A 22138-nucleotide genomic window follows, 5' to 3' on the forward strand; every position below is an offset into this window, starting at 1 on the left:
ACATGCCGCGTACGGAGTAGGCGGGGGCGGGCGGACATGCTGCCTGCGGGGCCGCCCCGCCCGCCTCACTCCACGATCCGTACCGGAAGCCCCCGCATCGCCTCGCGCAGCGCCGCCGCGAACTCCTCGAACTCGCTCTGGCGTGCCGCGCCGGACCGCATCGCCAGGGCGATCCGCCGGGACGGTGCCGGGTCGGCGAAGTAGCCGGTCGTCAGCTGGTCGTTGCGCGCGGTCTCGACGCGCAGCGCGGTGCGCGGCAGGAGTGTGACGCCCAGGCCGCCCGCGACCAGTTGCACCAGGGTGGACAGTCCGGCCGCGCTGGTCGTCACCGGCGCGCCGTCCTCGCGGCCCGCCTCCCGGCAGATGTCCAGCGCCTGGTCGCGCAGGCAGTGGCCCTCGTCCAGCAGCAGCAGGTCCATGTCCTTCAGGGCCTCCCGCGGGATGTCCCCGCGGCCGCCCAGCCAGTGGTCCTGGGGCGCGACCAGGACGAAGTCCTCGTCGAAGAGCGGCAGTTCGGTGACTGTCGGGGCGCCCAGCGGGACCGCCAGCAGCAGCAGGTCGAGCCGGCCCTGCTGGAGGCCGTCCAGCAGCGAGCCGGTCTGCTCCTCGTGGACCTGGAGGTCGAGGTCCGGGTAGCGGTCGTGGACGAGCCGCAGCACGGTCGGGAGCAGGTACGGGGCGACGGTCGGGATCACCCCGAGCCGGAGCACGCCGGTGAACGGCGCGCGGGCCGCCTCCGCCTCCTCCATGAGGTCACCGACCGCTTCCAGGACGGTACGGGCCCGGGCCGCGACCCGCTCCCCGGCCGGCGAGAGCAGCACCTTGCGGGTGGTCCGTTCCAGCAGCTGTACGCCGAGGGCCTCCTCCAGCGCGGAGACGGCGCCGGACAGTGCGGGCTGGCTCATGCCGATCTCGGCCGCGGCCTCGCGGAAGTGCAGGTGCTCGGCCACGGCGACAAAGGCCCGCAGCTGCGCCAGACTGGGCTGTCGCGGACGGGTCCCGGCATTCGTGGGGGACGCCACCGATAGCCACCTCCGATCAGGACCGTCCAGTCTAATGGCGTCCGGACGCGCTCCACGGACCGGAGATTTCCGCGGCGGGTTCCGGCGGGCGGGCTGCCGGACAATTGCCACGGCGGGTTACCGCCCGGTTTCAAGGCGGTGTCCGCGGGCGTCCACCGGGGCGGCCGGCGACCGTACATTCCGGCCTCCAGGGATTCCCCCAGTCTTTTTCGCCGTCGGCCCGCCGGCTCCGGGATTGCCGCCCGGCCGGCCCGCGCCGGATTCTTCAGAGGCGGGCCGCGCATTTTGCGGGCACGGCGGCACACACGCCACACGGACACCTCGTAACGAGGCCGTCGCGGAAACGGATCCGCTCGGCGCGTACCGTTCGCGAATCGTGCGGTTCCGGCTTTTCCACGGCCGCAATCAGCCGCATTTCGGGCGGTGGCAGCCGTCGCCGTTTCCCCGGCGCACCGGCTGCCACCAGCACCTTTCAGCAGGCCGCGCCCCGGACAGCGGCGAAAGGGGCCACGGCGGCGGCATCGTCGCCGATGCCGCGGGGTCCTACTTGTTGGCGTTCTGGTACGCCTCACGGATTTCGGCCGACACGCGACCGCGCTCGTTCACCTCATAGCCGTTCTCCTTGGCCCAGGCGCGGATCTTCGCGGTCTCGCCCGAACCCGAGGAGGAGCCGCTCTTGCGCGCCCCGGCACCCGTCTTCATACGTCCGGTACGGCGTCCGGCCTTCAGGAACGGGCCGATCGCCTCCAGCAGCTTGTCGTAGCTGTCCGGCGCGAGGTCGACCTCGTAAGCAATACCGTCGACCGCGAGGGAGTGCGTGGCGACCTCCGAGGATTCTTCCCCGGTGAGGTCATCCGTGTAAATAGTGACGATCTTCTGTGCCATGCGGGTGATTGTACGTCTCGCGGCTCGCGATGGGGCGAAGCTTTGGCGAGGTGCACGATCCGGGGAACATCGTTTCGGGGATAGCCGGTGGATTCCCCGGATTCCCGTCCCTTTTCGACCGATCCGGCATTGTTGTGCACGAGCCTGCCCGACCTGGAACACCTCACCCGCATCTCGCGCACCCTTCCACCCCAGTCACCACCTCCCACCCCACCCCTCACGCGCGACTGATAGCCAGTACCGATCAACGCTTCTCGATCTGGCTATTTCACTGATCAATGAGGCCTGTGGCAGTGTAGGGAACCGTCCAACCCCTCGCGTAAGCCCTGTATCAGGACTTACGGCACACGAAGGAGAGCCTGTGCTCACTGTCGGTGACAAGTTCCCCGAGTTCGATCTGACCGCCTGCGTCTCCCTGGAGAAGGGCAAGGAGTTCGAGCAGATCAACCACAAGACCTACGAGGGCAAGTGGAAGATCGTCTTCGCCTGGCCCAAGGACTTCACCTTCGTCTGCCCCACCGAGATCGCCGCCTTCGGCAAGCTGAACGACGAGTTCGCCGACCGCGACGCCCAGATCCTCGGCTTCTCCGGTGACTCGGAGTTCGTGCACCACGCCTGGCGCAAGGACCACCCGGACCTGACCGACCTGCCCTTCCCCATGCTGGCCGACTCCAAGCACGAGCTGATGCGCGCGCTCGGCATCGAGGGCGAGGACGGCTTCGCGCAGCGCGCCGTCTTCATCGTGGACCAGAACAACGAGATCCAGTTCACCATGGTGACCGCCGGCTCCGTCGGCCGTAACCCCAAGGAGGTCCTGCGGGTCCTGGACGCCCTGCAGACCGACGAGCTGTGCCCCTGCAACTGGAGCAAGGGCGACGAGACCCTCGACCCGGTCGCGCTGCTCGCGGGCGAGTGAACTGCGGCGAACAGCGGAACTGGAAGGCTGATCTGACATGGCTCTCGACGAGCTGAAGTCCGCGATCCCGGACTTCGCCAAGGACCTGAAGCTGAACCTCGGCTCGGTCATCGGCAACAGCGAGCTGCCCAAGCAGCAGCTCTGGGGCACCGTTCTGGCCTGCGCGATCGCCTCGCGCTCGCCGAAGGTGCTGCGCGAGCTGGAGCCGGAGGCCAAGGCCAACCTCTCCGACGAGGCCTACGCCGCGGCCAAGTCCGCCGCCGCCATCATGGCGATGAACAACGTGTTCTACCGGACCCGGCACCTGCTGTCGGACCCCGAGTACGGCACGATGCGCGCCGGCCTGCGGATGAACGTCATCGGCAACCCGGGCGTGGAGAAGGTCGACTTCGAGCTGTGGTCGCTGGCCGTCTCGGCCATCAACGGCTGCGGCATGTGCCTGGACTCGCACGAGCAGGTGCTGCGCAAGGCCGGCGTGGACCGCGAGACGATCCTTGAGGCCATCAAGATCGCCTCCGTCCTCCAGGCCGTCGGCGCCACCCTCGACGCCGAGGCCACCCTCGCCGAGTAGGTGACCCGGGGGTGCCCGACGGCACCCGACCGGTACGACAGAGCCCCGCGGACCGCCGGTCCGCGGGGCTCTGCGCATAATGAGGCAAATGTCCGTGTCGCTGCTGCATCTGCCCGTCCGGTGGCTCAAGCGCCCCTACTGGGACGCGCCCGACCCCTCCTGGGTCGTCCGCCGCTGGCCCGACCTCACCGCCTGCTGCGTCGCGGCCCTCTTCTTCTGGCTCTCCCTCACCCCGTCGCTGCTCCCCCGCCCGTGGTACCTCCAGGGCCTGGTCGGCGGCATCACGGCCGCCATCGGCTACGCCCTCGGAGCCGCGGCGAGCGGCCTCTTCCGCGCGCTGTGCCGGCGCCGCCCCGGTGAACGCGCCCGCGCCCGCTGCTGGCTGGCCTTCCACGTCCTCGGCATCGTGCTCTCCACGGCGGCCGTCTCCTGGAGCGCCCACGCGCAGCGCCGCCTCCGCCGTCTCCAGGAGGTCGAGCCCTCCCTGGTCTGGCACACGCCGATGATCATTGTGATCGCGGTGGCGGTCTGCGCGCTGCTGGTGCTGCTGGCCCGGTGCGTACGGCTGACGGCCCGCCGGCTCGCCCGGTTCTTCGGCCGCTGGGTGCCGCGCCCGGCGGCGTACGCGATCGGCGTGGCGCTGACCGCCCTCCTGGTCGCCATCGGCTCCAAGGACGTCCTGTACGAGCGCGGTTTCATCGACATCGTGGACCGTATCTCCAAGGCCGCGAACCTGAGCACCGCCGACGGCATCACCCAGCCCCCCTCCGCCTACGTCTCCGGCGGCCCCACCTCCGTGGTCGACTGGACGGAACTGGGCGCCGAGGGCCGCAACTTCATCGGCTCGGTGCCCCGCAAGCGGGACATCGCCGCCTTCACCGGCCGCCCCGCCAAGGACCCGGTACGGGTGTACGTCGGCGAACAGGAGGGCGGTGACGCGCACTTCCGGCGCACCGCCGACCTCGCCGTACAGGAACTGGAGCGCACCGGCGGCTTCGGCCGCAAGGTGCTGGCGCTGCTGGGCACCACGGGCAGCGGCTGGGTGGACCCGCGGATGCCGGAGCCGCTGGAGTACATGTACGGCGGCGACTCGGCGATCGTCGCGACCCAGTACTCGTACCTGCCGTCCTGGATCTCCTTCCTGGTCGACAAGGAGCAGGCGGCGCGGGACGCCCGCGCGGTGTTCGACGCCGTGTACGCCAAGTGGTCCACACTGCCCGCCGACGACCGGCCGAAGCTGGTGGTCGGCGGCGAGAGCCTGGGGACGTACGCGACCGAGGCGGCGTTCGACGGCCTGGACGACATGCTCGGCAAGGTGGACGGCGCGCTGCTGGCGGGGCCGCCCAACGTCAGCCCCGTATGGAAGGAAGTGACCGCCGGGCGCGATCCCGGCAGCCCGGTGTGGCGGCCGGAGTACGACCGGGGACGGCATGTCCGCTTCGCCCAGTATCCGGAGCGGGACCTCAAGCGCCCGGACGGGCCGTGGGAGCACCCCCGGGTGGTCTACCTCCAGAACGCCTCCGACCCGGTGGTGTGGTGGACGCCCGACCTGCTCTGGCACCGGCCCGCCTGGCTCGACCGGCCGCTCGGCCCGGACGTCACCGAAGAGATGCGCTTCTGGCCCGTCATCACTTTCTGGCAGACGACGGTCGACCTGGCGGTGTCCTTCGGCGCGCCGCCGCCGCACGGGCACCGTTACGGCACCGGAGCGGTCGACGGCTGGGCGGCGGTCGTCCCGCCGCCGGGCTGGACCGCACAGGACACGGCCCGGCTGCGCGCGTACGAGGGCGCGAAGGACGCGCCGTACTGAGCCGGACGCCGTTCAGGGCCCGTGGCACGGCCCCGGCCGGGCGCCCGTCAGGTGCTCAGTCCTGCGGGTCGGCCCCCTTCGGCGGGGTCGGCGCGATGTCCAGGGCCGTGGCGCCGTGCGGGGGCGGCGCCATGCGCAGGGCCTGTTCGCGGGAGTACGAACGGAGGTAGCCGACGACGGTGTTGGTGACCGCGACCAGCGGCACCGCGACCACCGCGCCGCCGATGCCGGCGATCAGGCCGCCCGCGGCCACCGACAGGATGACGGCGAGCGGGTGGACCCGTACCGCGCGACCCAGGATGAAGGGCTGCAGGATGTGCCCCTCGATCTGCTGCACCGCCAGCACCACCGCGAGCACCATCAGCGACGCGAAGACGCCCTGCGTCACCAGCGCGACCACGCACGCCAGGGCGCCGGAGACCACCGCGCCCACCAGCGGGATGAACGCGAACAGGAAGATGAAGACGGCGAGCGGCACGGCCAGCGGCACGTCGAGGAAGTAGATGCCGATGCCGATGAAGATGGCGTCGATCAGCGCCACTATCACCGTCCCGCGCACATAGGCGGTCAGCGTGCGCCAGGCGCGCGGGCCGGCGCCCGCCACGCCCTCGCGCGCCGCGCTCGGCACCAGCTTGAGCACCCAGTTCCAGATGCGCCGGCCGTCGTACAGCAGGAAGAGCGTGGTGAACATCGCCAGCAGGATGCCGGTGAGCACCTCCAGGACCACGGTCACGCCCTCCAGCCCGGCCGAGGTGATGGCCTGGGTGTTGGCGCCGACCGCGTCCTGGAGGTTCTTGGCAATGTTGTTGATCTGGTCCTCGGTCACATGGAACGGACTCTTGAGGAGCCAGCCCTTCAGCTCGGTGATGCCTTCCTGGATACGGCTGGACACCGAGTCGATGTTGTCCTGGACCTGCCAGACGACGAACCAGCCGACCAGGCCCATGATGACGAAGCCGGCGATGAACGTCAGCGCCGTGGCGAGCCCCCGCGGCACGCCACGGCGCTTGAGCCAGGCGACGGTGGGCTGGAGCAGCGCGGTGATCAGCAGCGCGGCCACGAACGCCAGCACCACCAGCTGGATGGAGGTGATGGCCTTGGCCAGCACCCAGATCGTGCCGGCCAGGACCAGCAGCCGCCAGCCGGCCTCGGCGGCGACCCGTACGCCCCACGGCACGGCGGCCACCGGGTCGGGGCGGGGAGCGACGGCGGGCGCGTAGGCGGGCGGGGCGGGGACCGAGTTCGGCGGCTGGTGCGGCGCGTCCTCCGGGGGACCGGACGCCCGGCCGTCGGGCAGCCCGGCGGCGTACGGGCCGGGGGCCGGGCCGCCGTACGCGCTGTCGTGCGGCGCCCGGGAACCGTCCGCGCGCTCGGCACGCCTCAGTTCTTCCGGGTCGTTCTCCTCTGCCGCGGCCTCAGCGCGGCGGCGCTGGTCCTCCAGCCGCTGCGCGATCCGCGTCAGACCGGCGCCGAGGCCACCGACCCACTGAGGCAATCTGGACATGTCGCTTCCTCTTCCCCTCCCGCCCCCCGGTGCTGTCAGGACGACGTTACCGGTGACGGACGCACGAAACCCCCGACGCCGTCGCGGCCGGGGGTTTCGCGTACGAAGCGGAGCGGCGACCACCTTACGCGGGGGCCGTCGCACACGTTCCTAGTACCAGTGGTTGGCCTGCCAGAAGGACCAGGCGCCGCACGGACTGTTGTAGCGGCTGTTCATGTAGTTCAGCCCCCACTTGATCTGGGTGGCCGGGTTGGTCCGCCAGTCGGCGCCGGCGGAGGCCATCTTGGTGCCGGGCAGCGCCTGGACGAGGCCGTAGGCGCCGGAGGAGGCGTTGGTGGCGCGGTAGTTCCAGCCGGACTCGTGGTCCACGATGTTGCTGAAGCACTGGAACTGGTCGGCCGGCAGCATCTGCCGGGCGATCGCCTGGGTCTCGGCGATGCTGTAGGACGCCTTGGCGGCGAACGTGGACGCGTCGCGCGTGGCGGAGCGGGAAGCCTCTTCCTTCTCCTTCTCGCGCTTCTTGGCGTCCTCCTCGGCCTTCGCCTTCTTTTCGGCGGCGTCCTTCTTGTCCTGCGCGTCCTGGGCGGCCGCCTTGCGGGCCTCCTCCTGCGCGGACTTCAGCGCCGCGGCGTCCGCCTGCGTGGACGCCTCGTCCGCCTGCTGTGTCAGGGACGCGGTCTGCACCTGGGCCTGCTGGCCCGCGGGTATGTCGGCGATCGTGGTGTCGGCCGCGGCGGCCTCGGTGTGGGCGACCGAGCCCTGCTCCTGGCCTGACGCGACACCGACAACGGCGCCGACGGTGGTGACCGCGGTGGCGGAGGCCACGGCGAATCCCCGGACCGAAATCCGGCTCACACGCTTTCCTTCCAGCATCGTCCGCATAGGTGACCTCGCGGACGCAATCGTGCCCCTGGCGCTGGTCTCCCCTTGTTCCGGCCCCGAACGAGCGGAGGGGACGGCTGGTCACGGGAGGCACTGGCCCGGTACGTACCCCTCGGGGTCCGCGTGGTGCTCGGGCGGCATACGGCGCGCTATGCAGTTCTCGGGGTTCCGCACCGCTGGGGGTGCTGGTGTGCCGTATGCGGGGCCTGACAGGAACCAGACTTTGCCCGAAGCGGACTCGCCGAATCAATTCTCCGTTGCGTGTGAAAGCTCACACCCCGTTTGCCCCAGGTGATTTCCGGAAATGCCCGCGCAGCACGGCGCCGCCCGGCTAAGCTGCTGCGCTCCTGCCGGACGGCGCCGTATGCCACACCCGGTCAGATCCGGCCGTCCTCCAGCATTTCGGTCACCAGCGCCGCGATCGGCGACCGCTCCGAGCGGGTCAGCGTCACGTGCGCGAACAGCGGATGGCCCTTGAGCTTCTCGACGACCGCGACCACGCCGTCGTACCGGCCGACCCGCAGGTTGTCGCGCTGCGCCACGTCATGCGTGAGCACCACGCGCGAGTTGGCGCCGATCCGGGACAGCACCGTCAGCAGGACGTTCCGCTCCAGCGACTGGGCCTCGTCGACGATGACGAAGGCGTCGTGCAGCGAACGGCCGCGGATGTGGGTGAGCGGCAGCACCTCCAGCATGCCGCGGCCCACCACCTCGTCGATGACCTCCGTGGAGGTCACCGCCGACAGCGTGTCGAAGACGGCCTGGGCCCACGGGCTCATCTTCTCCGCCTCGGTGCCCGGCAGATAGCCCAGTTCCTGCCCGCCGACCGCGTACAGCGGCCGGAAGACCATCACCTTGCGGTGCTGACGCCGCTCCAGCACCGCCTCCAGGCCCGCGCAGAGCGCCAGTGCCGACTTGCCCGTGCCGGCCCGGCCGCCCATCGAGACGATGCCGACCTCCTGGTCGAGCAGCAGGTCCAGGGCGATGCGCTGCTCGGCGCTGCGCCCGTGGATGCCGAACGCGTCCCGGTCGCCGCGCACCAGCCGTACGCTGCCGTCGGCCGTCACCCGGCCGAGTGCCTTGCCGCGCTCCGACTGGAGTACGAGCCCGGTGTGCACGGGCAGCCCGGCCGCCTCGGGGAGGTACGCGCTCTCCGCGGCGAAGAGCTCGTCGATCTGCTCGGCGGTGGCGGTCAGCTCCGCCATGCCCGTCCAGCCGGAGTCCGTGATGGCCAGCTCGGCGCGGTACTCCTCGGCCAGCAGGCCCACCGCGGACGCCTTGATGCGCAGCGGCAGGTCCTTGGAGACGACCGTGACGTCGTAGCCCTCCGCCTGGAGGTTGCGGGCGACCGCGAGGATCCGCGAGTCGTTGTCGCCCAGGCGGAAGCCGGCCGGCAGCACCGCCGGGTCGGCGTGGTTCAGCTCGACCCGGAGGGTTCCGCCCAGGTCCCCGATGGGGATCGGGGCGTCCAGCCGTCCGTACCGCACCCGGTACTCGTCGAGCAGGCGCAGGGCCTGCCGGGCGAAGTAGCCCAATTCCGGATGATGCCTCTTCGCCTCCAGTTCGGTGACCACGACGACCGGCAGCACGACCTCGTGCTCGTCGAAGCGGGACATGGACCCTGGATCCGCCAGCAGGACGCTGGTGTCGAGGACATAGGTGCGCCGGCCGTTCTCACGGCGCTGCTTGCTGTTCACCACGGGTGGACGTACCCCCTCGGATGAGGTCGGGGTGCGACGGCGTCGCGGGAGAGAAGTCGCCGCGCCGTCGGGCGGCGGGCGACGGGACCGGGCTCGGGCCCTCGTGCGCGGGCCGAGCGCCGGCCCTCCGCGTCGTCCGTGCGGTCCGCACGGTCGTCCGTGGTGTGCAAAGGGCCTCCCGGGCGGACGGCCCCGTGCCGTCCGCTGAGATACGGCATCCGATGACTGGTCCTGCCGGATACCGACCTGGAAGGGATATTCCCGCGAACGCGCGCCCCCATGCAATGGCATATGACGCACGGTCGGTGAACGCTTGGTTACGGCTTTGGCGCGGGTGGAGTCCCGCGCCAGGAGTTCGTGATCCGGGTGGCCTAAAAACCGTAACGGCGGTGACGTGCGGCGTAGTCGCGCAGGGCGCGCAGGAAGTCCACCTTGCGGAAGGCCGGCCAGAAGACCTCGCAGAAGTAGTACTCCGAGTGGGCGCTCTGCCAGAGCATGAAGCCGGAGAGCCGCTGTTCGCCGCTGGTGCGGATCACCAGGTCCGGGTCCGGCTGGCCGCGGGTGTAGAGGTGTTCCGAGATGAGGTCGATGTCGACGATGTCGGCCAGTTCCTCGAAGGTGGTGCCGCGCTCGGCGTGGTCCAGGAGGAGCGAGCGCACCGCGTCCGCGATCTCCTGCCGGCCGCCGTAGCCGACGGCGACGTTCACCAGGATGCCGGTGTGGCCCTCGGTGGCCTGCTCGGCCTCCTTGAGCACCCGCTGCGTGTCGGAGGGCAGCAGGTCGCGGTTGCCCACGTGGTGGACGCGCCAGCGGCCGTCGGCGGCCAGCCCGCGCACCGTGTTCTCGATGATGCCCAGCAGCGGGGTCAGTTCCTTCTCGGGCCGGTCGAGGTTGTCCGTGGACAGCAGCCACAGCGTGACGACCTCGACGTCGGTCTCCGCGCACCAGCCCAGCAGCTCGGTGATCTTGTCGGCGCCGGCCTGGTGGCCCTGCACGGTGGTACGGCCGTCGGCCCGCGCCCAGCGCCGGTTGCCGTCGAGGATGACGCCGATGTGCTTGGGGACCTGGGCATGGTCGAGGCGGCCTTCGACCCGGCGGGCGTAGAGCCTGTAGACGAGGTTGCGCAACGCGGGCGGGTACGGGATGCGCACCCCGGAAGATCGCAGCATGTGTGGTCAAGCCCCTCCGTGCAAATGGCGGTCGCCCCCGTCGCCTCAAGTCGGCAACTTTACGTCGCGGATGTCCCGGCGACCCAATCAGGTGTGTCACAACTCCGTGATAAGGAGATGACCATGACCGACTCCCCTGTCCACATTGCCGCGAATACGCGCTACGACTCCATGGAGTACCGCCGCACCGGGCGCAGCGGCCTCAAACTCCCCGCCGTCTCCCTGGGCCTGTGGCACAACTTCGGCGACGACCGGTCGCTGGCGTCCCAGCGGGCGATCCTGCGCCGCGCCTTCGATCTGGGCGTGACCCACTTCGACCTGGCGAACAACTACGGTCCGCCGCCCGGTTCGGCCGAGCTGAACTTCGGGAAGATCTTCGCGCAGGACTTCCGGCCCTACCGCGACGAGATCGTCCTGTCCACCAAGGCCGGATATCTCATGCACCCCGGGCCGTACGGCGAATGGGGTTCGCGCAAATACCTCCTCTCGTCGCTGGACGCCTCGTTGAAGCGGATGGGCGTCGATTACGTCGACATCTTCTATTCGCACCGTTTCGACCCGGACACTCCGCTGGAGGAGACGATGGGCGCCCTGGCGTCCGCCGTCCGGCAGGGCAAGGCGCTGTACGTGGGCGTCTCGTCGTACTCCTCCGAGCAGACCCGCGAAGCCGCCCGCATCCTGCGGGAGATGGGCGTGCGGCCGCTGATCCACCAGCCCTCGTACTCGATGATCAACCGCTGGACGGAGGAGGACGCCCTCCTGGACACCCTGGAGGCGGAGGGCATGGGCTGCATCGCCTTCGCCCCCCTCGCCCAGGGCCTGCTGACGGACAAGTACCTGAACGGCATCCCGGAGGGCTCGCGCGCGTCCCAGGGCAAGTCCCTCGACCCGGGGCTGCTCTCGGAGGACGTACGGCGGCGGCTGCGCGGTCTGAACGAGATCGCCGCGCGCCGCGGGCAGTCGCTGGCCCAGCTGGCGCTGTCCTGGGTGCTGCGGGACGAGCGGATGACCTCGGCGCTGATCGGGGCGAGCAGCGTGGCGCAGCTGGAGGCGAACGTGGCCGCGGTGGGCGCACCGAAGATCACGGATCAGGAATTGTCCGAGATCGAGGAGTTCGCGAAGTCGACTGATGGTGTGAACATCTGGGCCAAGCGCGGCTGATTCTGTTCGGTCCGCAGCCCTTTTACGGAACCCTCCCTACTTTCCGTAGAGGCGTTCGTACGTTCCGTGTGCGAAACCCGCCCTGGCGTGATCATGGCGAGATCCGTACCCGGGGCACAAAAAGCGGGCCGGTCCGTGGGGGGGGATACGGACCGGCCCGAGGGGGGGTTTCCACCATAACCCCGCCGAGGGGGTGCTCAGTGCAACTTCAGGTGGAACGGCGCGGCCGTTTTGTGGATCAAGAGGCCGCCGCGGCCCCCAGGAGCACCCCCAGAAACGCCCCGGTGATCATGAAAGGGCCGTACGGGATGGCCTGTTTGAGCCCATCATTACGGCGTTCCGCGCGTCCGGCGCGCCTCAGCAGGACCCCGCAGCCGTAGAGCGCGCCGAGCAGCAGCCCCGCGAACGCGCCAGTGATCAGAATTGCCCAGCCGTACCACCCAAGAGTGACCCCCAGCCCGATCGCCAGCTTGACGTCCCCGAGCCCCATTCCCTCTGGATTGACCAGATAAAGGACGTAATAGAACCCCGCGAGGGCGAGCCCACCGAGGAGCGCCCCGCCCCACGACCCGGCCGCCCCGGTACCGAGCGCCGCACCCCCGAGCAGGAGCACCGCGCCCCCCGCCAACGGCAGGGTCAGCACATCCGGCAGCCGCCGCACCCGCCAGTCGACCACCGCGAGCAGCACCGCCACCGGCGCGCCCGCCAGCCAGGCCGCCAGCTCGGGGCGGGGACCGGTGGCAGCGGCAAGCAGCACGCACACCACCGCCGTGACCAGGACGATCGGCGCCGCGCGCGGCCCGTACGGCCCACACGGCCGGCAGCGTCCCAGCCCCAGCCACCCCCGCCACGGACCGACCACCGCATGGCCGCCCGGGCAGCGGTCCCGCCAGTCCTCCCCCGGCTCGACGGCCAGCCGATAAGCGGGCCGCGGTACGAGGACCCCGGCCACGCAGCCGTACACCGCGGCGCAAACCATCAGCATCACAGGCACACGGCCGACCCTAGGCTGATAAAACGCTCCCCATGGCCCGCTGGCAGAACGGATCAGGAACGCTCCGCTTTGTGCAGGGTGCCGCCGGAGAACCGACGGTTGCGGAAGCCCTCGGGCCGGACGGGGCGGCCGACAGCGCGTCGGGGGCGCCCGGCGGCCCGGCCGCGCCCACCGGCCGGGCGGCGATCCCCCTGGAGATCGCCGCGTCCTACCGTGCGCGCACCCGCGGCCTCCTCGGGCGCGACGGCATCGACGGCGCCCTGCTCCTCACGCCCGCGAGCGCGGTCCACACCTTCCGCATGCGCTTCACGGTCGACGTCGCCTACCTCACCCGGGACCTCACCGTGCTGGCCGTCCGCACCATGCGGCCGGGACGCCTCGGACGTCCCCGCCTCCGCGCCCGGCACGTCCTGGAGGCGGAGGCCGGCGCGATGGCCCGCTGGGACCTGCGCCCCGGCGTACGCGTCACGATCGCCACCCCCTGACCCTCCAGTCCGCCGGCCCGCCACCGCTCGGCAGCTCGGCACCGCCGGCACTCCGCATCAGCTGGTGGCTCGTCTCCCTGCCGCGGGCCGGTCTCTCCCAGGGCAGGAGCAAGCAGACAGGCCCGCGCGATGCGCTTCCAGCTGATCGCGCGTGAGCGGTGCGAAAACGACCATAGGGCACATACCCGCATATGTACTATCTTCCGGCGCCCAGCAGCCCGCCGACTCCGCGCAATTACCCCTTCCAGTCGGCAACCGGCGCCCACAGCCGCGAAATGGCGCCGCCGCGCCGTCAACCCAGGAATGACCGCGCCGCGCCGCACGCGTGCTCGAACGCCGCCCACCGCTACGCGGCGCCCGACGCAGATGCCGGCCCACATCGCCGACCAGCGCATACGGACGCGCCACGCCGCAGAACGCCACCGCCCGTACCGGCATGCCCGTCGGCCTCGATCGCGACATCGGACGTGACGCGCTGCGTCGTCTCCGGCGTGCCGTCGGCGTAGACGATCAGGTCACCTCGGGTGGCTCGTAGCAGTCCTCCGATCGCCGCAGTGCTGGCAGCGACGGCTATGGACGGATCATCGTTCTCACGAACCAGTACTCCGCCATCAGCGCCCACCGCGAGCTCCAAACAGTTGTTGCCTTCGCTGCTGTAGGACGACTTCTGCCAATAAAAGGGGGACACGGGCATGCCTCTTTCAGAGCTCGCTGATGACTTGATGAAGAAACTCACGAGATGCGGCCTCTTGAAGTGCCACGTCTTCGAAGCGACGCATGAAAGTGCGGTACTTCTCCAACTTGCGTAGAGCACCGTCTGCCCGGCACCGGGAAAGACCCCGGCCGAGTAGGGGATCACGAGCACGGTCGCATGTGGCAGCTCGCTCAACTCGGCTACCTGACCGAGCTGTTCCCCGGCAACTCGTCGGCCGCCGAACTGCATACGTAGCGCTGCCTCGTGGATGATCACCTTGAAGGGCGTCGGGGCGTCACCGTAGAGGATCTCCTGCCGCTTGATCCGATGAGAGATGCGGTGCTCGATCTCCGGGGGCAGCGCGGAAATGGGCTGGAGTTGTGCGCGAACATGCGTGCCCGCTCGGCGCTCACTCCGAAGTGACCGGACTCGATGCTGCTGATCCGCGCCGCATTCACGCTGAGCAGTTGGCCCGCGTCGCGCGTGGCAAGGCCTGCACGTTCGCGCAACTTCCGTAGCTCAGCACCGATTCGTTGCCGACGGCCAGTCGGCGCGCTGGTGCGAGCTGTATCGGTGACGGGGCGCCGATCAGTCGGTCACAGCCAGGGCGTCCGGCCTGGCCGCAGTCGTGACGGTCTCGGCCGCTCCCGACGAATGCACCGTTGCCGTACGGGCCTTCGTGCGGCGCTGCAACGCCGCCGCCCACAGGGCCGCCGGCAACACCGCCGCGCCGACCGCCGCGCCCACCCAGGCCACCGAGGTGTAGCCGTAACCCGCGTCGATGGTCAGGCCGCCCAGCATGGGGGTGAGGGTGATGCCCACGTTGAAGGCGGACGTGTTGACCGCCGGGGCCAGCGTCGGCGCGTCCGGGGCGAGGGTGAAGACGCGGGACTGGACCACCGGGTTGGTGACGTAGCCGGTCAGGCCGAGGGTGAAGATCAGCACGATGGTGGCGGCCAGGTTCGCGGCCGTGAGTGCCAGCAGCGCCGAGGCGATGGTCAGTGCGCCGATGCCGAGGAAGAGGGTGCGCAGGGGGTGGCGGTCGGCGGTGCGTCCGCCGAGGGTCATGCCGAGGAGGCCGCCGACGCCGTACAGGGCGAGTACGGCCGGTACCAGACCGGTCGGCAGGCCGCTCACTTCGGTCAGCAGCGGTGCGAGATAGCTGAACGTGACGATGGCGGCGCCGAAGCTGAGTGTGGTGAGGAGGTAGGAGACCCATAGGGCGGGCCTGGCCATGGCCCTGATTTCCCGGCGGGGGGACGGGAGTTCGCCGTGGTCCGCGCGACCGGCGGGCAGTACGGCCAGCAGGGCGAGCAGGCTGACGATGGTCAGGGCGACGACGGCCCAGAACGCCGCGCGCCATCCCACGTGCTGACTCAGTACCGTGCCGGCCGGTACGCCGACGATCGTCGCCAGCGTGAGGCCGGTGCCGACGACCGACAGCGCCTTGCCCTTGGCGCCGGCGGGGACAAGACTCACCGCCGTCGCGGCGGCCACCGCCCAGAAGCCCGCGTACGCGAAGGCGCTGACGACCCGCGTCGCAAAGAGCACCCCGTAGCTCGGGGCCAGGGCGCCGACCACGTGTCCCGCCACGAAGACGAGCTGGAAGGCGGCCAGGGCCGTCCGGCGCGGCATGCGCAGGGTGGCGACCGCGAGTACGGGCGCGCCCACGACCATGCCGATGGCGAACGCGGAGACCAGCAGTCCGGCGTCGGGGATGGAAACCCCGAGGTCGGCGGCCACGTTGGGCAGCAGCCCCGCGAGCATGAACTCGGAGGTGCCTTGGGCGAAGATTCCCAGCCCGAGGAGGTGGACGGCTATGGGCATGGCTTTCACGTGCTCCTGCTCCTGTTTCGGATACGGCGCGGGCGCAGTCGCCCGGCGTTATGTATTGATCAGTTCAAAACGAAGGCAAAAAAGAAGGCGGGCCGCCTCTCGCCGGCCCGCCCCTCCTCACAACGCCGCCATGACCCCCTCCACGACCCCGCTCAGCGCGGCCCGGCCGGCCCCGCAGCGCGCCGAGACGCGCAGGCCGCCGACGGCCGCGATGACCAGGTGCGCGAGGGCGCCGACGTCCTTGTCCGCGTCGATGTCGCCCACCCGCTGCCCGGACGCGAGCGCCGCGCGGATCACCTCCAGCCGCAGCCGGTAGTCCCGCGCGAGTTCGCCCGCGACCTGCTGGTCGCGGGCCGCGACCTCGACGGCGGTGTTGACCACCAGGCACCCCCGGCGGTCGTCCTGGTCGCCGCACTCCTCCTCGACGACCCGCTCAAGGTGCGTACGGATCTTCTCCCGCACCGGCAGATCGCTCTCCATCAGGGCGAACAGTTCACCGTTGCGCTCGCCCATGTACCGGTCGAGCGCCCGCTCGAAGAGGTCGTGCTTGCTCTTGAAGGTGTTGTAGATGCTGCTGCGGCCGAGACCGGTCGCCTCGCACAGGTCCTGCGTGGACGTGGCTTCGTAACCGGCGGCCCGGAACACGTTCATCGCGGCGTCGACCGCCCGCTCCTCGTCGAACTTCCTGGGTCGGGCCATGGGGAGGACAGTACAGGTATTGGAACGCACGGTTCAATACCGAGCCCGTGTCCCTGTCCCTGTCCCTGTCCACGTCCCTGCCTCTGCCTCTGCCTCTGCCTCTGCCCCAAGCCCACCCGCATCCCCATGCCCCGGAAGCCCGGCCTCACTTCAGGTGCCGGGCGAAGAACCGCGCCGCGTCCTCCCCCGCGAACCGCGGGACTCCGGCATGCCCGCCCATGTTGGCGACCAGGGTCTTCTCCCTGGAGCCGAAGGCGTCGAACAGGTCCAGGGCCGCCTGCCGGTCGTTCCCCTCGTCGTCCCACTGCAAGAGCACGTGCAGCGGGACGGTGACCTGCCGGGCCTCCTCGTACATCACGCGGGGCACGAGGCTCCCGGCGAAGAGTCCGGCGGCCACGATGCGCGGCTCGACCACCGCCAGCCGGATGCCGATGGAGATCACTCCGCCCGAGAACCCGACCGGGCCGCCGATCTCGGGGAGCCCCAGAAGGGCGTCCAGGGCGGTCTGCCATTCCGGGACCGCCTCGTCGACCAGCGGGAGGACGAGTGCGTCGACGATCTCGTCACCGACCGGCTCGCCGGCTTCCTTCGCCCGGCGCAGGCCGGCACGGGCCCGCTCGACGGCGGGCAGGCGGGGCCGGTCGCCGCTTCCGGGGAGTTCGATGGTGGCCGTGGCGAAGCCCTGGGCCGCGGCGTGCCGGGCCCGGGCCACCAGCCGGGGGTACATCTTGCGCAGCCCGAGCGGAGGGTGGCCGAGCAGGATCAGCGGTGCGGGCGCGGGTGCGGGTGCGGGTGTGGAGGCGGATGCGGATCCGGGCGCGGATGTGGACGCCGATGCGGGCGCGGATACGGATTCGGACGCGGGCGCGGATCCGGGCGCGGATGTGGACGCGGACGCGGATCCGGACGCTGATACAGACGCGGCCCCGGGCGTCCACAGGATGCCGGGGATCTCGCCGAGGATGAATTCGCGTTCGAGGACGCCGCCGTCGAGACGCTGCTCAGAAGTGAAGTACATGGTCGTGCCTTTCGGGAGTGCTCAGAGACGGCGCTCCCGGACGACGACCTATCGCCCGACCGTGACCCCGCAGGGGAGCACCCATGTCGAAACGTTCACGGGTACCACCTCCTGGTTCTCTCGCACGGCCTCCGAGAAAGTAGCAGTGGCCGCCGTGCTCCGCCAACGGGTTTTCGCCCCCTGTACGCGGAGAGCCGACCCTGCACGCGGACAACCGGCCCGTACGCGGCGAGCCGCCCCGCGAGAACTAACCCCCCGTACGCGGAAAGCTCACCTCGACCCGGCGGTTCTTCTTGCGCCCGTCCTCCGTGGCGTTGTCCGCTATCGGGTACTGCTCGCCGTAGCCGCGGATCTGGAACGTGACCGTCGGCCCGAGGGTCCTGGCCAGTTCCCGCTGGACGGCGTTGGCGCGGTCCTTGGACAGGACCAGGCCGTGGGCGGCCGTGCCCAGGTCGTCGGTGAAGCCGAAGACGCGCAGGTTGGTGGCGTGCTGCTGCTTGATCTCGGCGGCGATGGCGGTGATGCGGGACAGCGCGTCGGAGGTCAGCTCGGCACTGTCCTTGCCGAAGAGGACCTCGGCCTGGAGGGCGAAGGTCACATTGGCGTTGGTGTCCTGCCGCCGCTCGGCACCGTCGTCGGTCTCGACGATGGACTTGATGTTGAGGACCTTCGCGGGGGCGAGCGTCGCGCCCTGGACCATCCGCAGGTCCGGATCGTGCGGGTCGATCTTGACCGGTGCGGTGGTGTCCTCGGAGACACCGGGCGGGTCGTCGGCGCGGGCGGCCGGCGGACCGAGGGTGACGGCCAGGAGGAGGGCGGCGGCCGTGGTGACGGCGGCCCGCGCCGTACGGGTTCGGGTCCCGGACGTGGTGGCCATGGGTCAGTCCGAGATCGTGACGGTGGCGGGCGGCAGGGTCGGCAGCTGGAAGTCGACCTCGGTCACCTTCTCCGGCGGTGCCGGGAACTGGGCGAACAGGGGCCGGCTCTCCCCGGGCTTGAGGCCGCTGAGCCCGGTCGTGCACAGGCATTCGCCCTCGGTGTCGCGCAGGACCAGGTAGCGCTTCTTGCCGGCCTTGTCGACCAGGGCGGCGCCGGAGACGGAGGAGCGCGAGCGCATGCCGGTCTCGTTGGAGCGCCAGTTGATCGCGTTGAAGATCTTGGTGCCCTTGTTGGTGACCGTACCGCTGACCGTGACGAAGCCGCCGGAGTCACGGACCGCGGAATGCAGGGTGACGACCACCCCGTCCGGGCCCTTCATCTCGCCGATGGCCTGGGTGGCGTCGGCGGCCGGGGTGCCGCGGCCGGTGGTCTTGGGGGCGGCGGCCCGTGTCGGCGGTTTGCCGTCGGCCGCGGCGCCGCCGTCGTCCCCGCCGCAGCCGCTCACGACGAGAGCGAGTCCGGCGGCGATCGCCGCGGCGGCCACTCTCCTGGCCTTCGAAGGGCGCCCGGTACTCATGGATGCGATTCCCTCTGCTCGTCGTCGGCTGGTCATTCGGCAAGGCGTACGGAGAACAGGTCGGACGCTTCCGGCAGCTCGCCGCGCGGGTCGGCGAGGTCGATCGTCCACTTCTTGCCGTGCTCGCAGACGAGGTCGAGGGCGGAGCCGGGAGCGGGCCGGTCGTCACCCTGCCCCGTGCCGGGCTCCGGTTCCCGCCCCGTGCCGGGCTCCGGTTCCCGCCCCGTGCCGGGCTCCGGTTCCCGCTCCGGGCCCGCGACGCAGCGCGGCTCCACCACCGCCTTGGCCCGGGCCGAGGCGTGCTTGCCCTCGGTCCCCGGAATGACCGAACGGCCCACCGTCTTACGGGTGTCGGCCTTGACGGCGAACGAGGTGGGGTACGAGCCGGGGGTGCACGTCGCGTCGGCGTCGTTGCGCCCCGCGAACCACTGGGCGTTCCCGCACGCCTCGTCACCGGGAACGCCACGGCCGTCGAGGAAGTCCTGCCACGGCGCGCCCGTACGGACCGCGTCCAGGAGCTCGGTACTCAGCTGGTCGCGGTACTTCTGCCCCGCCGCGAGGGCCGCCGCGTCGGCCGCGGTCTGCGCGGAGTTGCGTACCGCGGCGGCCTGCCCGACCGCGAAGAACGCCAGGGCCAGGAAGAGCAGGCCGGCCACGGCCACGATGTAGACGGGGAACGCCTGCCCGGAGTCTTGGAGCCGTCGCGCGCCGCCTTCCGGCCCGGCGCGCCGGCCCCACCGGCGGGAACGGAGCGCGCGTCCCGTCAGATGCCCACGACCTGGGAGATCTTGTTCGAGATGGCCGTGGCGATCTGGCTGCCGAAGTCCGTGGTCGACAGCACCAGCACGATCGCCACCACCACGGCGATGATGCCCAGATACTCGATCGAGGTCTGTCCCCGGTCGTTCGAGGCCTGCCCCCGGCCGTTCGAGTCCTGTCCCCGGTCGTTTCCGAACAACCGCTTCGCCATCGTGTTCCCCTCCATGGGCGGCCGGGCCGCTCCGGTCCGGATGGTCTGCCCCCGTGGTGTCGCCGCGCGAGCGGGCGCCGTACGGACGGGCCCCGTCCGGTCGGGCGCCGGACGCCCGTGCACCGAACGTGAGCACGCTGCGCACACACGCGCTCGCGACACGAGAAACGTACGCCGGAACACCGGTCCCGGAACAGGGCACACGGCCCCATTCCTTTCCCGGCGAATCGAGTTGAAGCATTTCGCTCCCACCCCCGCCCCGTCCTCGTCGGCAGCGCCGTTTCCGGATGTCCCGGTGGGCCCGGCGGTGCGGCCGGGGCCGGGGAACACATGGATGCCGACTGTGCCATATACCGTTGCGTACGCGAAGGGCGTGTGCACAACGGGGGACCGTTTCGAGACGCGAAAACCGCGCGTGCGGTACGTGAGTTGACGCACCCGCCGCACGGTACGGATCACTTGCCCATGAGTGAGCCGAAGTCGGTGCCCGAGCCGAGGAAGAAGCCCGCGACCAGCAGGATCATCGTGCCGGGCACCATGAACGTGGTGACGACCACGGTCGCCTTGGGTACCGCGCGGGCGGCCCGGCGGCGGGCGTTCTGGGCATCTGTACGGCGCATGTCGTCGGCGATCTGGATGAGCGTGTCGACGATCGGGGAGCCGAGTTCCTCGCCCTGCTGGAGCGCGGTGACGAACTGGGCCACTTGATCGGAGTCGTTGCGTCTGCGCAGTTCCTCGAACGCCTCGCGGCGGCTGACGCCCATGTCCAGCTGCCGCAGGGTGATCCGCAGTTCGTCGGCCCAGGGGCCTTCATACTTGTCGGCCACCCGGTCCAGGGCCTGCCGGAAGCCCAGCCCGGCGCTGACCACGACGGCGAGCACGTCGAGGAAGTCGGGCAGGGTGCGTTCGATGGTGTCCTTGCGTTGGCGAATGGCGGCCCAGATGCCGACCTCGTTCCAGAAGAGGCCGAACGCGACCAGCAGGAGGGCGAGCAGGAGTTGGGAGCGCAGCAGCATGACGAGCGCCCCGCCGAAGCCGAGGAAGCCGTAGACCGCGCGGCGGGCCGCGTAGCGGTCCACGGTGAGGCCGCCCGGGTTGCCCGCGAGATCGATGCGCCTGCGCACCTTGGCCACCCGCTTCTCCCCCATCAGGCGTAGGACGAGAGGCGCGTAGCGCATGCCCATCCGGTCCACCGCCGAGCCGACGACGGTGGTACGTGACGCCCCCATCTCCAGGGCGACGGCGATGTCCGGGGGCAGTCGGGCCTCGCGGCGGTAGAGGGCGATGCCGTAACAGACGCCCGCCACGGAGAGGGCGAGCGCGAGGGCGAGGAGCAGGCCGGTCGTTCCGATTCCCATGGGCGGGTGCCTTCTGACAGGAGGGTGCGGGGGCGGCGGTCAGACGTCGATCTTGGAGATGCGGCGGATCACGAAGAAGCCGGCCGCGTACAGCACGCAGGCCACGACCACCGCGGCCTGCCCCAGGAACGTGGCCGTCATCCGGTCGATGGCCCCGGGCGCGATGCGGTCCATCAGCAGCAGCGTGCCCAGGCCGAGGAACGGCACGACGTACGCCGTGACGACGACCTGGGAGAGCTGGGTGCGCACCTCGCGCCGGGTCTCCTTGCGCTCCTCCAGGGTCTTGGTGAGGTTGCGCAGCGAGCCGACGACCGTGCCGCCCGCGCGGTTGGACAGCACGAGGGTGGTGACGAGCACGACGAGTTCGCGCGAGGGCAGGCGGGCGGCCAGCTCGTCCAGGGCGTCGTCGAGGGAGTGGCCGACGGCGAGCTTGTCGGAGACCTTGGCCAGTTCCTCGCCGGCCGGCGCCTCCAGCTCCTCCGCCGCCATGCCCAGGGCGGTGCGCAGCGCCAGCCCCGCCTGGGTGGCGTTGGCGAGGATGCGGGACAGTTCGGGCAGCTGGTTGATGAACCGCTCGATACGTTTCTGCCGCTGCCAGTTGAGGAAGGCGTACGCGGCCCAGACGGCCGCCACCGCGGCGATCGGCCCGAAGAACGGCGCCAGGACCGCCTGCGCGACGAGCCACACCCCGGTGACCACGGCGAGCAGGTAGACGAAGAACTCGCCGGGGGTGATGTCCAGGCCGGTGGCGGCCAGCCGCAGTTCGAGGCCGCGGCCGAGGCGGGTGGCGCGCAGCCGGCGGTCGACGCCCGTGAAACGGCGGCCGCGGCCCGTCCGGGGCAGGCCGGGGTCGTCGGAGAGCCGGTCGATGAGGGCCTGGTGGCGCTCGCGTCCGGTCGCGTACAGCCGCAGGCCCACCACGGCCAGCACCGCGCAGAGCAGCGTGGTGCCGAGGGTGAGCAGGGCGATGCTGTCCAGGGACATGGGGGTGGGTCCGTCCTCCTGCTG

The 22138-nt window shown here is 70.8% G+C and carries 23 protein-coding genes; 5 read left to right on the forward strand and 18 right to left on the reverse strand.

Going from position 1 to position 22138, the window contains the following annotated elements; all coding sequences use genetic code 11:
- Nucleotides 1-65: 65 nt before the first annotated feature.
- Together CP973_RS34500 and CP973_RS34505 are read right to left on the reverse strand one after the other, a co-directional pair.
- Nucleotides 66-1022 carry a LysR substrate-binding domain-containing protein gene (locus CP973_RS34500; protein ID WP_150247852.1) on the reverse strand — a complete coding sequence of 319 codons (957 nt, stop codon included), beginning with the start codon at nucleotides 1020-1022 and terminating at the stop codon, nucleotides 66-68.
- Between the two features lie 543 nt (nucleotides 1023-1565).
- The gene (locus tag CP973_RS34505; protein WP_150247854.1) at nucleotides 1566-1907 is read right to left on the reverse strand and encodes a histone-like nucleoid-structuring protein Lsr2; all 342 of its coding nucleotides are present in this window, start codon (nucleotides 1905-1907) and stop codon (nucleotides 1566-1568) included.
- A gap of 361 nt (nucleotides 1908-2268) precedes the next feature.
- On the opposite strand from CP973_RS34505, the gene CP973_RS34510 reads away from it, so the two are divergent.
- The 3 genes from CP973_RS34510 to CP973_RS34520 all read left to right on the forward strand — a co-directional run bounded on the left by CP973_RS34510 (nucleotide 2269) and on the right by CP973_RS34520 (nucleotide 5204).
- Nucleotides 2269-2823: a peroxiredoxin gene (locus tag CP973_RS34510; RefSeq protein WP_030586925.1), complete on the forward strand. Its 555-nt coding sequence runs from the start codon at nucleotides 2269-2271 to the stop codon at nucleotides 2821-2823.
- Between the two features lie 37 nt (nucleotides 2824-2860).
- Nucleotides 2861-3394, forward strand: coding sequence for an alkyl hydroperoxide reductase (locus CP973_RS34515; protein ID WP_030586921.1), 534 nt, complete (start codon nucleotides 2861-2863; stop codon nucleotides 3392-3394).
- A gap of 88 nt (nucleotides 3395-3482) precedes the next feature.
- Nucleotides 3483-5204, forward strand: coding sequence for an alpha/beta hydrolase (locus CP973_RS34520; RefSeq protein ID WP_150247856.1), 1722 nt, complete (start codon nucleotides 3483-3485; stop codon nucleotides 5202-5204).
- A gap of 55 nt (nucleotides 5205-5259) precedes the next feature.
- On the opposite strand, the gene CP973_RS34525 is transcribed toward CP973_RS34520, so the two are convergent.
- From CP973_RS34525 to CP973_RS34540, 4 genes are all read right to left on the reverse strand, one after another.
- A complete protein-coding gene (locus CP973_RS34525) occupies nucleotides 5260-6708 on the reverse strand; it encodes an AI-2E family transporter (protein WP_150247858.1) in 1449 nt (482 codons plus the stop codon).
- A gap of 150 nt (nucleotides 6709-6858) precedes the next feature.
- Nucleotides 6859-7563, reverse strand: a complete 705-nt coding sequence (locus CP973_RS34530) for an aggregation-promoting factor C-terminal-like domain-containing protein (protein ID WP_150247860.1) — start codon at nucleotides 7561-7563, stop codon at nucleotides 6859-6861.
- 404 nt (nucleotides 7564-7967) lie between these two features.
- Nucleotides 7968-9290 (reverse strand): RNA 5'-3' helicase PhoH2, encoded by a 1323-nt coding sequence (phoH2, locus tag CP973_RS34535; RefSeq protein ID WP_150247862.1) that lies wholly within the window; start codon nucleotides 9288-9290, stop codon nucleotides 7968-7970.
- A 371-nt stretch (nucleotides 9291-9661) separates the two neighbouring features.
- Nucleotides 9662-10459: an isoprenyl transferase gene (locus CP973_RS34540; RefSeq protein ID WP_050500486.1), complete on the reverse strand. Its 798-nt coding sequence runs from the start codon at nucleotides 10457-10459 to the stop codon at nucleotides 9662-9664.
- 123 nt (nucleotides 10460-10582) lie between these two features.
- On the opposite strand from CP973_RS34540, the gene mgrA reads away from it, so the two are divergent.
- Nucleotides 10583-11620 carry an L-glyceraldehyde 3-phosphate reductase gene (gene mgrA, locus CP973_RS34545; protein WP_150247864.1) on the forward strand — a complete coding sequence of 346 codons (1038 nt, stop codon included), beginning with the start codon at nucleotides 10583-10585 and terminating at the stop codon, nucleotides 11618-11620.
- 238 nt (nucleotides 11621-11858) lie between these two features.
- Here the strand turns inward: mgrA and CP973_RS34550 are convergent, their stop codons facing one another.
- Nucleotides 11859-12614 carry a prepilin peptidase gene (locus tag CP973_RS34550; protein ID WP_150247866.1) on the reverse strand — a complete coding sequence of 252 codons (756 nt, stop codon included), beginning with the start codon at nucleotides 12612-12614 and terminating at the stop codon, nucleotides 11859-11861.
- Nucleotides 12615-12646: 32 nt separating this feature from the next.
- Between CP973_RS34550 and CP973_RS34555 the strand changes: the two genes are divergently transcribed.
- Complete coding sequence (locus tag CP973_RS34555; protein WP_150247868.1) at nucleotides 12647-13099, forward strand: DUF192 domain-containing protein; 453 nt, start codon at nucleotides 12647-12649, stop codon at nucleotides 13097-13099.
- Nucleotides 13100-13445: 346 nt separating this feature from the next.
- Here CP973_RS34555 and CP973_RS41690 read toward each other — a convergent pair whose 3' ends face one another.
- From CP973_RS41690 to CP973_RS34615, 11 genes are all read right to left on the reverse strand, one after another.
- Nucleotides 13446-14162: a DUF397 domain-containing protein gene (locus CP973_RS41690; RefSeq protein WP_341874886.1), complete on the reverse strand. Its 717-nt coding sequence runs from the start codon at nucleotides 14160-14162 to the stop codon at nucleotides 13446-13448.
- Complete coding sequence (locus tag CP973_RS41695; protein ID WP_341874870.1) at nucleotides 14066-14302, reverse strand: helix-turn-helix domain-containing protein; 237 nt, start codon at nucleotides 14300-14302, stop codon at nucleotides 14066-14068. The genes CP973_RS41690 and CP973_RS41695 overlap by 97 nt, the downstream gene beginning before the upstream one ends.
- Nucleotides 14303-14381: 79 nt before the next feature.
- Entirely contained in the window at nucleotides 14382-15620 is a 1239-nt protein-coding gene (locus CP973_RS34570) for a Cmx/CmrA family chloramphenicol efflux MFS transporter (protein WP_150250699.1), read from the reverse strand.
- A 126-nt stretch (nucleotides 15621-15746) separates the two neighbouring features.
- Nucleotides 15747-16328 carry a TetR/AcrR family transcriptional regulator gene (locus CP973_RS34575; RefSeq protein ID WP_150247872.1) on the reverse strand — a complete coding sequence of 194 codons (582 nt, stop codon included), beginning with the start codon at nucleotides 16326-16328 and terminating at the stop codon, nucleotides 15747-15749.
- Nucleotides 16329-16473: 145 nt separating this feature from the next.
- On the reverse strand, nucleotides 16474-17346 hold the full coding sequence (locus tag CP973_RS34580) for an alpha/beta hydrolase (protein ID WP_150247874.1): 873 nt from the start codon (nucleotides 17344-17346) through the stop codon (nucleotides 16474-16476).
- 247 nt (nucleotides 17347-17593) lie between these two features.
- Entirely contained in the window at nucleotides 17594-18223 is a 630-nt protein-coding gene (locus CP973_RS34590; protein WP_150247876.1) for an OmpA family protein, read from the reverse strand.
- A gap of 3 nt (nucleotides 18224-18226) precedes the next feature.
- A complete protein-coding gene (locus CP973_RS34595) occupies nucleotides 18227-18802 on the reverse strand; it encodes a hypothetical protein (RefSeq protein ID WP_150247878.1) in 576 nt (191 codons plus the stop codon).
- A 32-nt stretch (nucleotides 18803-18834) separates the two neighbouring features.
- Nucleotides 18835-19569 (reverse strand): pilus assembly protein TadG-related protein, encoded by a 735-nt coding sequence (locus CP973_RS34600; protein ID WP_150250701.1) that lies wholly within the window; start codon nucleotides 19567-19569, stop codon nucleotides 18835-18837.
- Nucleotides 19566-19772 carry a hypothetical protein gene (locus tag CP973_RS34605; RefSeq protein ID WP_244410188.1) on the reverse strand — a complete coding sequence of 69 codons (207 nt, stop codon included), beginning with the start codon at nucleotides 19770-19772 and terminating at the stop codon, nucleotides 19566-19568. Before CP973_RS34605 ends, CP973_RS34600 begins: the two co-directional genes overlap by 4 nt.
- Nucleotides 19773-20227: 455 nt before the next feature.
- Nucleotides 20228-21130 carry a DUF5936 domain-containing protein gene (locus CP973_RS34610; RefSeq protein WP_150247880.1) on the reverse strand — a complete coding sequence of 301 codons (903 nt, stop codon included), beginning with the start codon at nucleotides 21128-21130 and terminating at the stop codon, nucleotides 20228-20230.
- Nucleotides 21131-21169: 39 nt separating this feature from the next.
- On the reverse strand, nucleotides 21170-22114 hold the full coding sequence (locus CP973_RS34615) for a type II secretion system F family protein (protein ID WP_150247882.1): 945 nt from the start codon (nucleotides 22112-22114) through the stop codon (nucleotides 21170-21172).
- Between the last annotated feature and the right edge of the window lie 24 nt (nucleotides 22115-22138).

This window comes from Streptomyces albofaciens JCM 4342, from assembly GCF_008634025.1.
GTDB lineage: Bacteria > Actinomycetota > Actinomycetes > Streptomycetales > Streptomycetaceae > Streptomyces > Streptomyces albofaciens.

Bases quoted from the DNA above. Each gene is read 5' to 3' on its own strand.
- CP973_RS34505 (WP_150247854.1), bottom strand. From the start codon at position 1,907: ATGGCACAGAAGATCGTCACTATTTACACGGATGACCTCACCGGGGAA.
- CP973_RS34515 (WP_030586921.1), top strand. From the start codon at position 2,861: ATGGCTCTCGACGAGCTGAAGTCCGCGATCCCGGACTTCGCCAAGGAC.
- CP973_RS34520 (WP_150247856.1), top strand. From the start codon at position 3,483: ATGTCCGTGTCGCTGCTGCATCTGCCCGTCCGGTGGCTCAAGCGCCCC.
- CP973_RS34525 (WP_150247858.1), bottom strand. From the start codon at position 6,708: ATGTCCAGATTGCCTCAGTGGGTCGGTGGCCTCGGCGCCGGTCTGACG.
- CP973_RS34540 (WP_050500486.1), bottom strand. From the start codon at position 10,459: ATGCTGCGATCTTCCGGGGTGCGCATCCCGTACCCGCCCGCGTTGCGC.
- mgrA (WP_150247864.1), top strand. From the start codon at position 10,583: ATGACCGACTCCCCTGTCCACATTGCCGCGAATACGCGCTACGACTCC.
- CP973_RS34555 (WP_150247868.1), top strand. From the start codon at position 12,647: ATGGCCCGCTGGCAGAACGGATCAGGAACGCTCCGCTTTGTGCAGGGT.
- CP973_RS34570 (WP_150250699.1), bottom strand. From the start codon at position 15,620: ATGCCCATAGCCGTCCACCTCCTCGGGCTGGGAATCTTCGCCCAAGGC.
- CP973_RS34575 (WP_150247872.1), bottom strand. From the start codon at position 16,328: ATGGCCCGACCCAGGAAGTTCGACGAGGAGCGGGCGGTCGACGCCGCG.
- CP973_RS34580 (WP_150247874.1), bottom strand. From the start codon at position 17,346: ATGTACTTCACTTCTGAGCAGCGTCTCGACGGCGGCGTCCTCGAACGC.
- CP973_RS34590 (WP_150247876.1), bottom strand. From the start codon at position 18,223: ATGGCCACCACGTCCGGGACCCGAACCCGTACGGCGCGGGCCGCCGTC.
- CP973_RS34595 (WP_150247878.1), bottom strand. From the start codon at position 18,802: ATGAGTACCGGGCGCCCTTCGAAGGCCAGGAGAGTGGCCGCCGCGGCG.
- CP973_RS34605 (WP_244410188.1), bottom strand. From the start codon at position 19,772: ATGGCGAAGCGGTTGTTCGGAAACGACCGGGGACAGGACTCGAACGGC.
- CP973_RS34610 (WP_150247880.1), bottom strand. From the start codon at position 21,130: ATGGGAATCGGAACGACCGGCCTGCTCCTCGCCCTCGCGCTCGCCCTC.
- CP973_RS34615 (WP_150247882.1), bottom strand. From the start codon at position 22,114: ATGTCCCTGGACAGCATCGCCCTGCTCACCCTCGGCACCACGCTGCTC.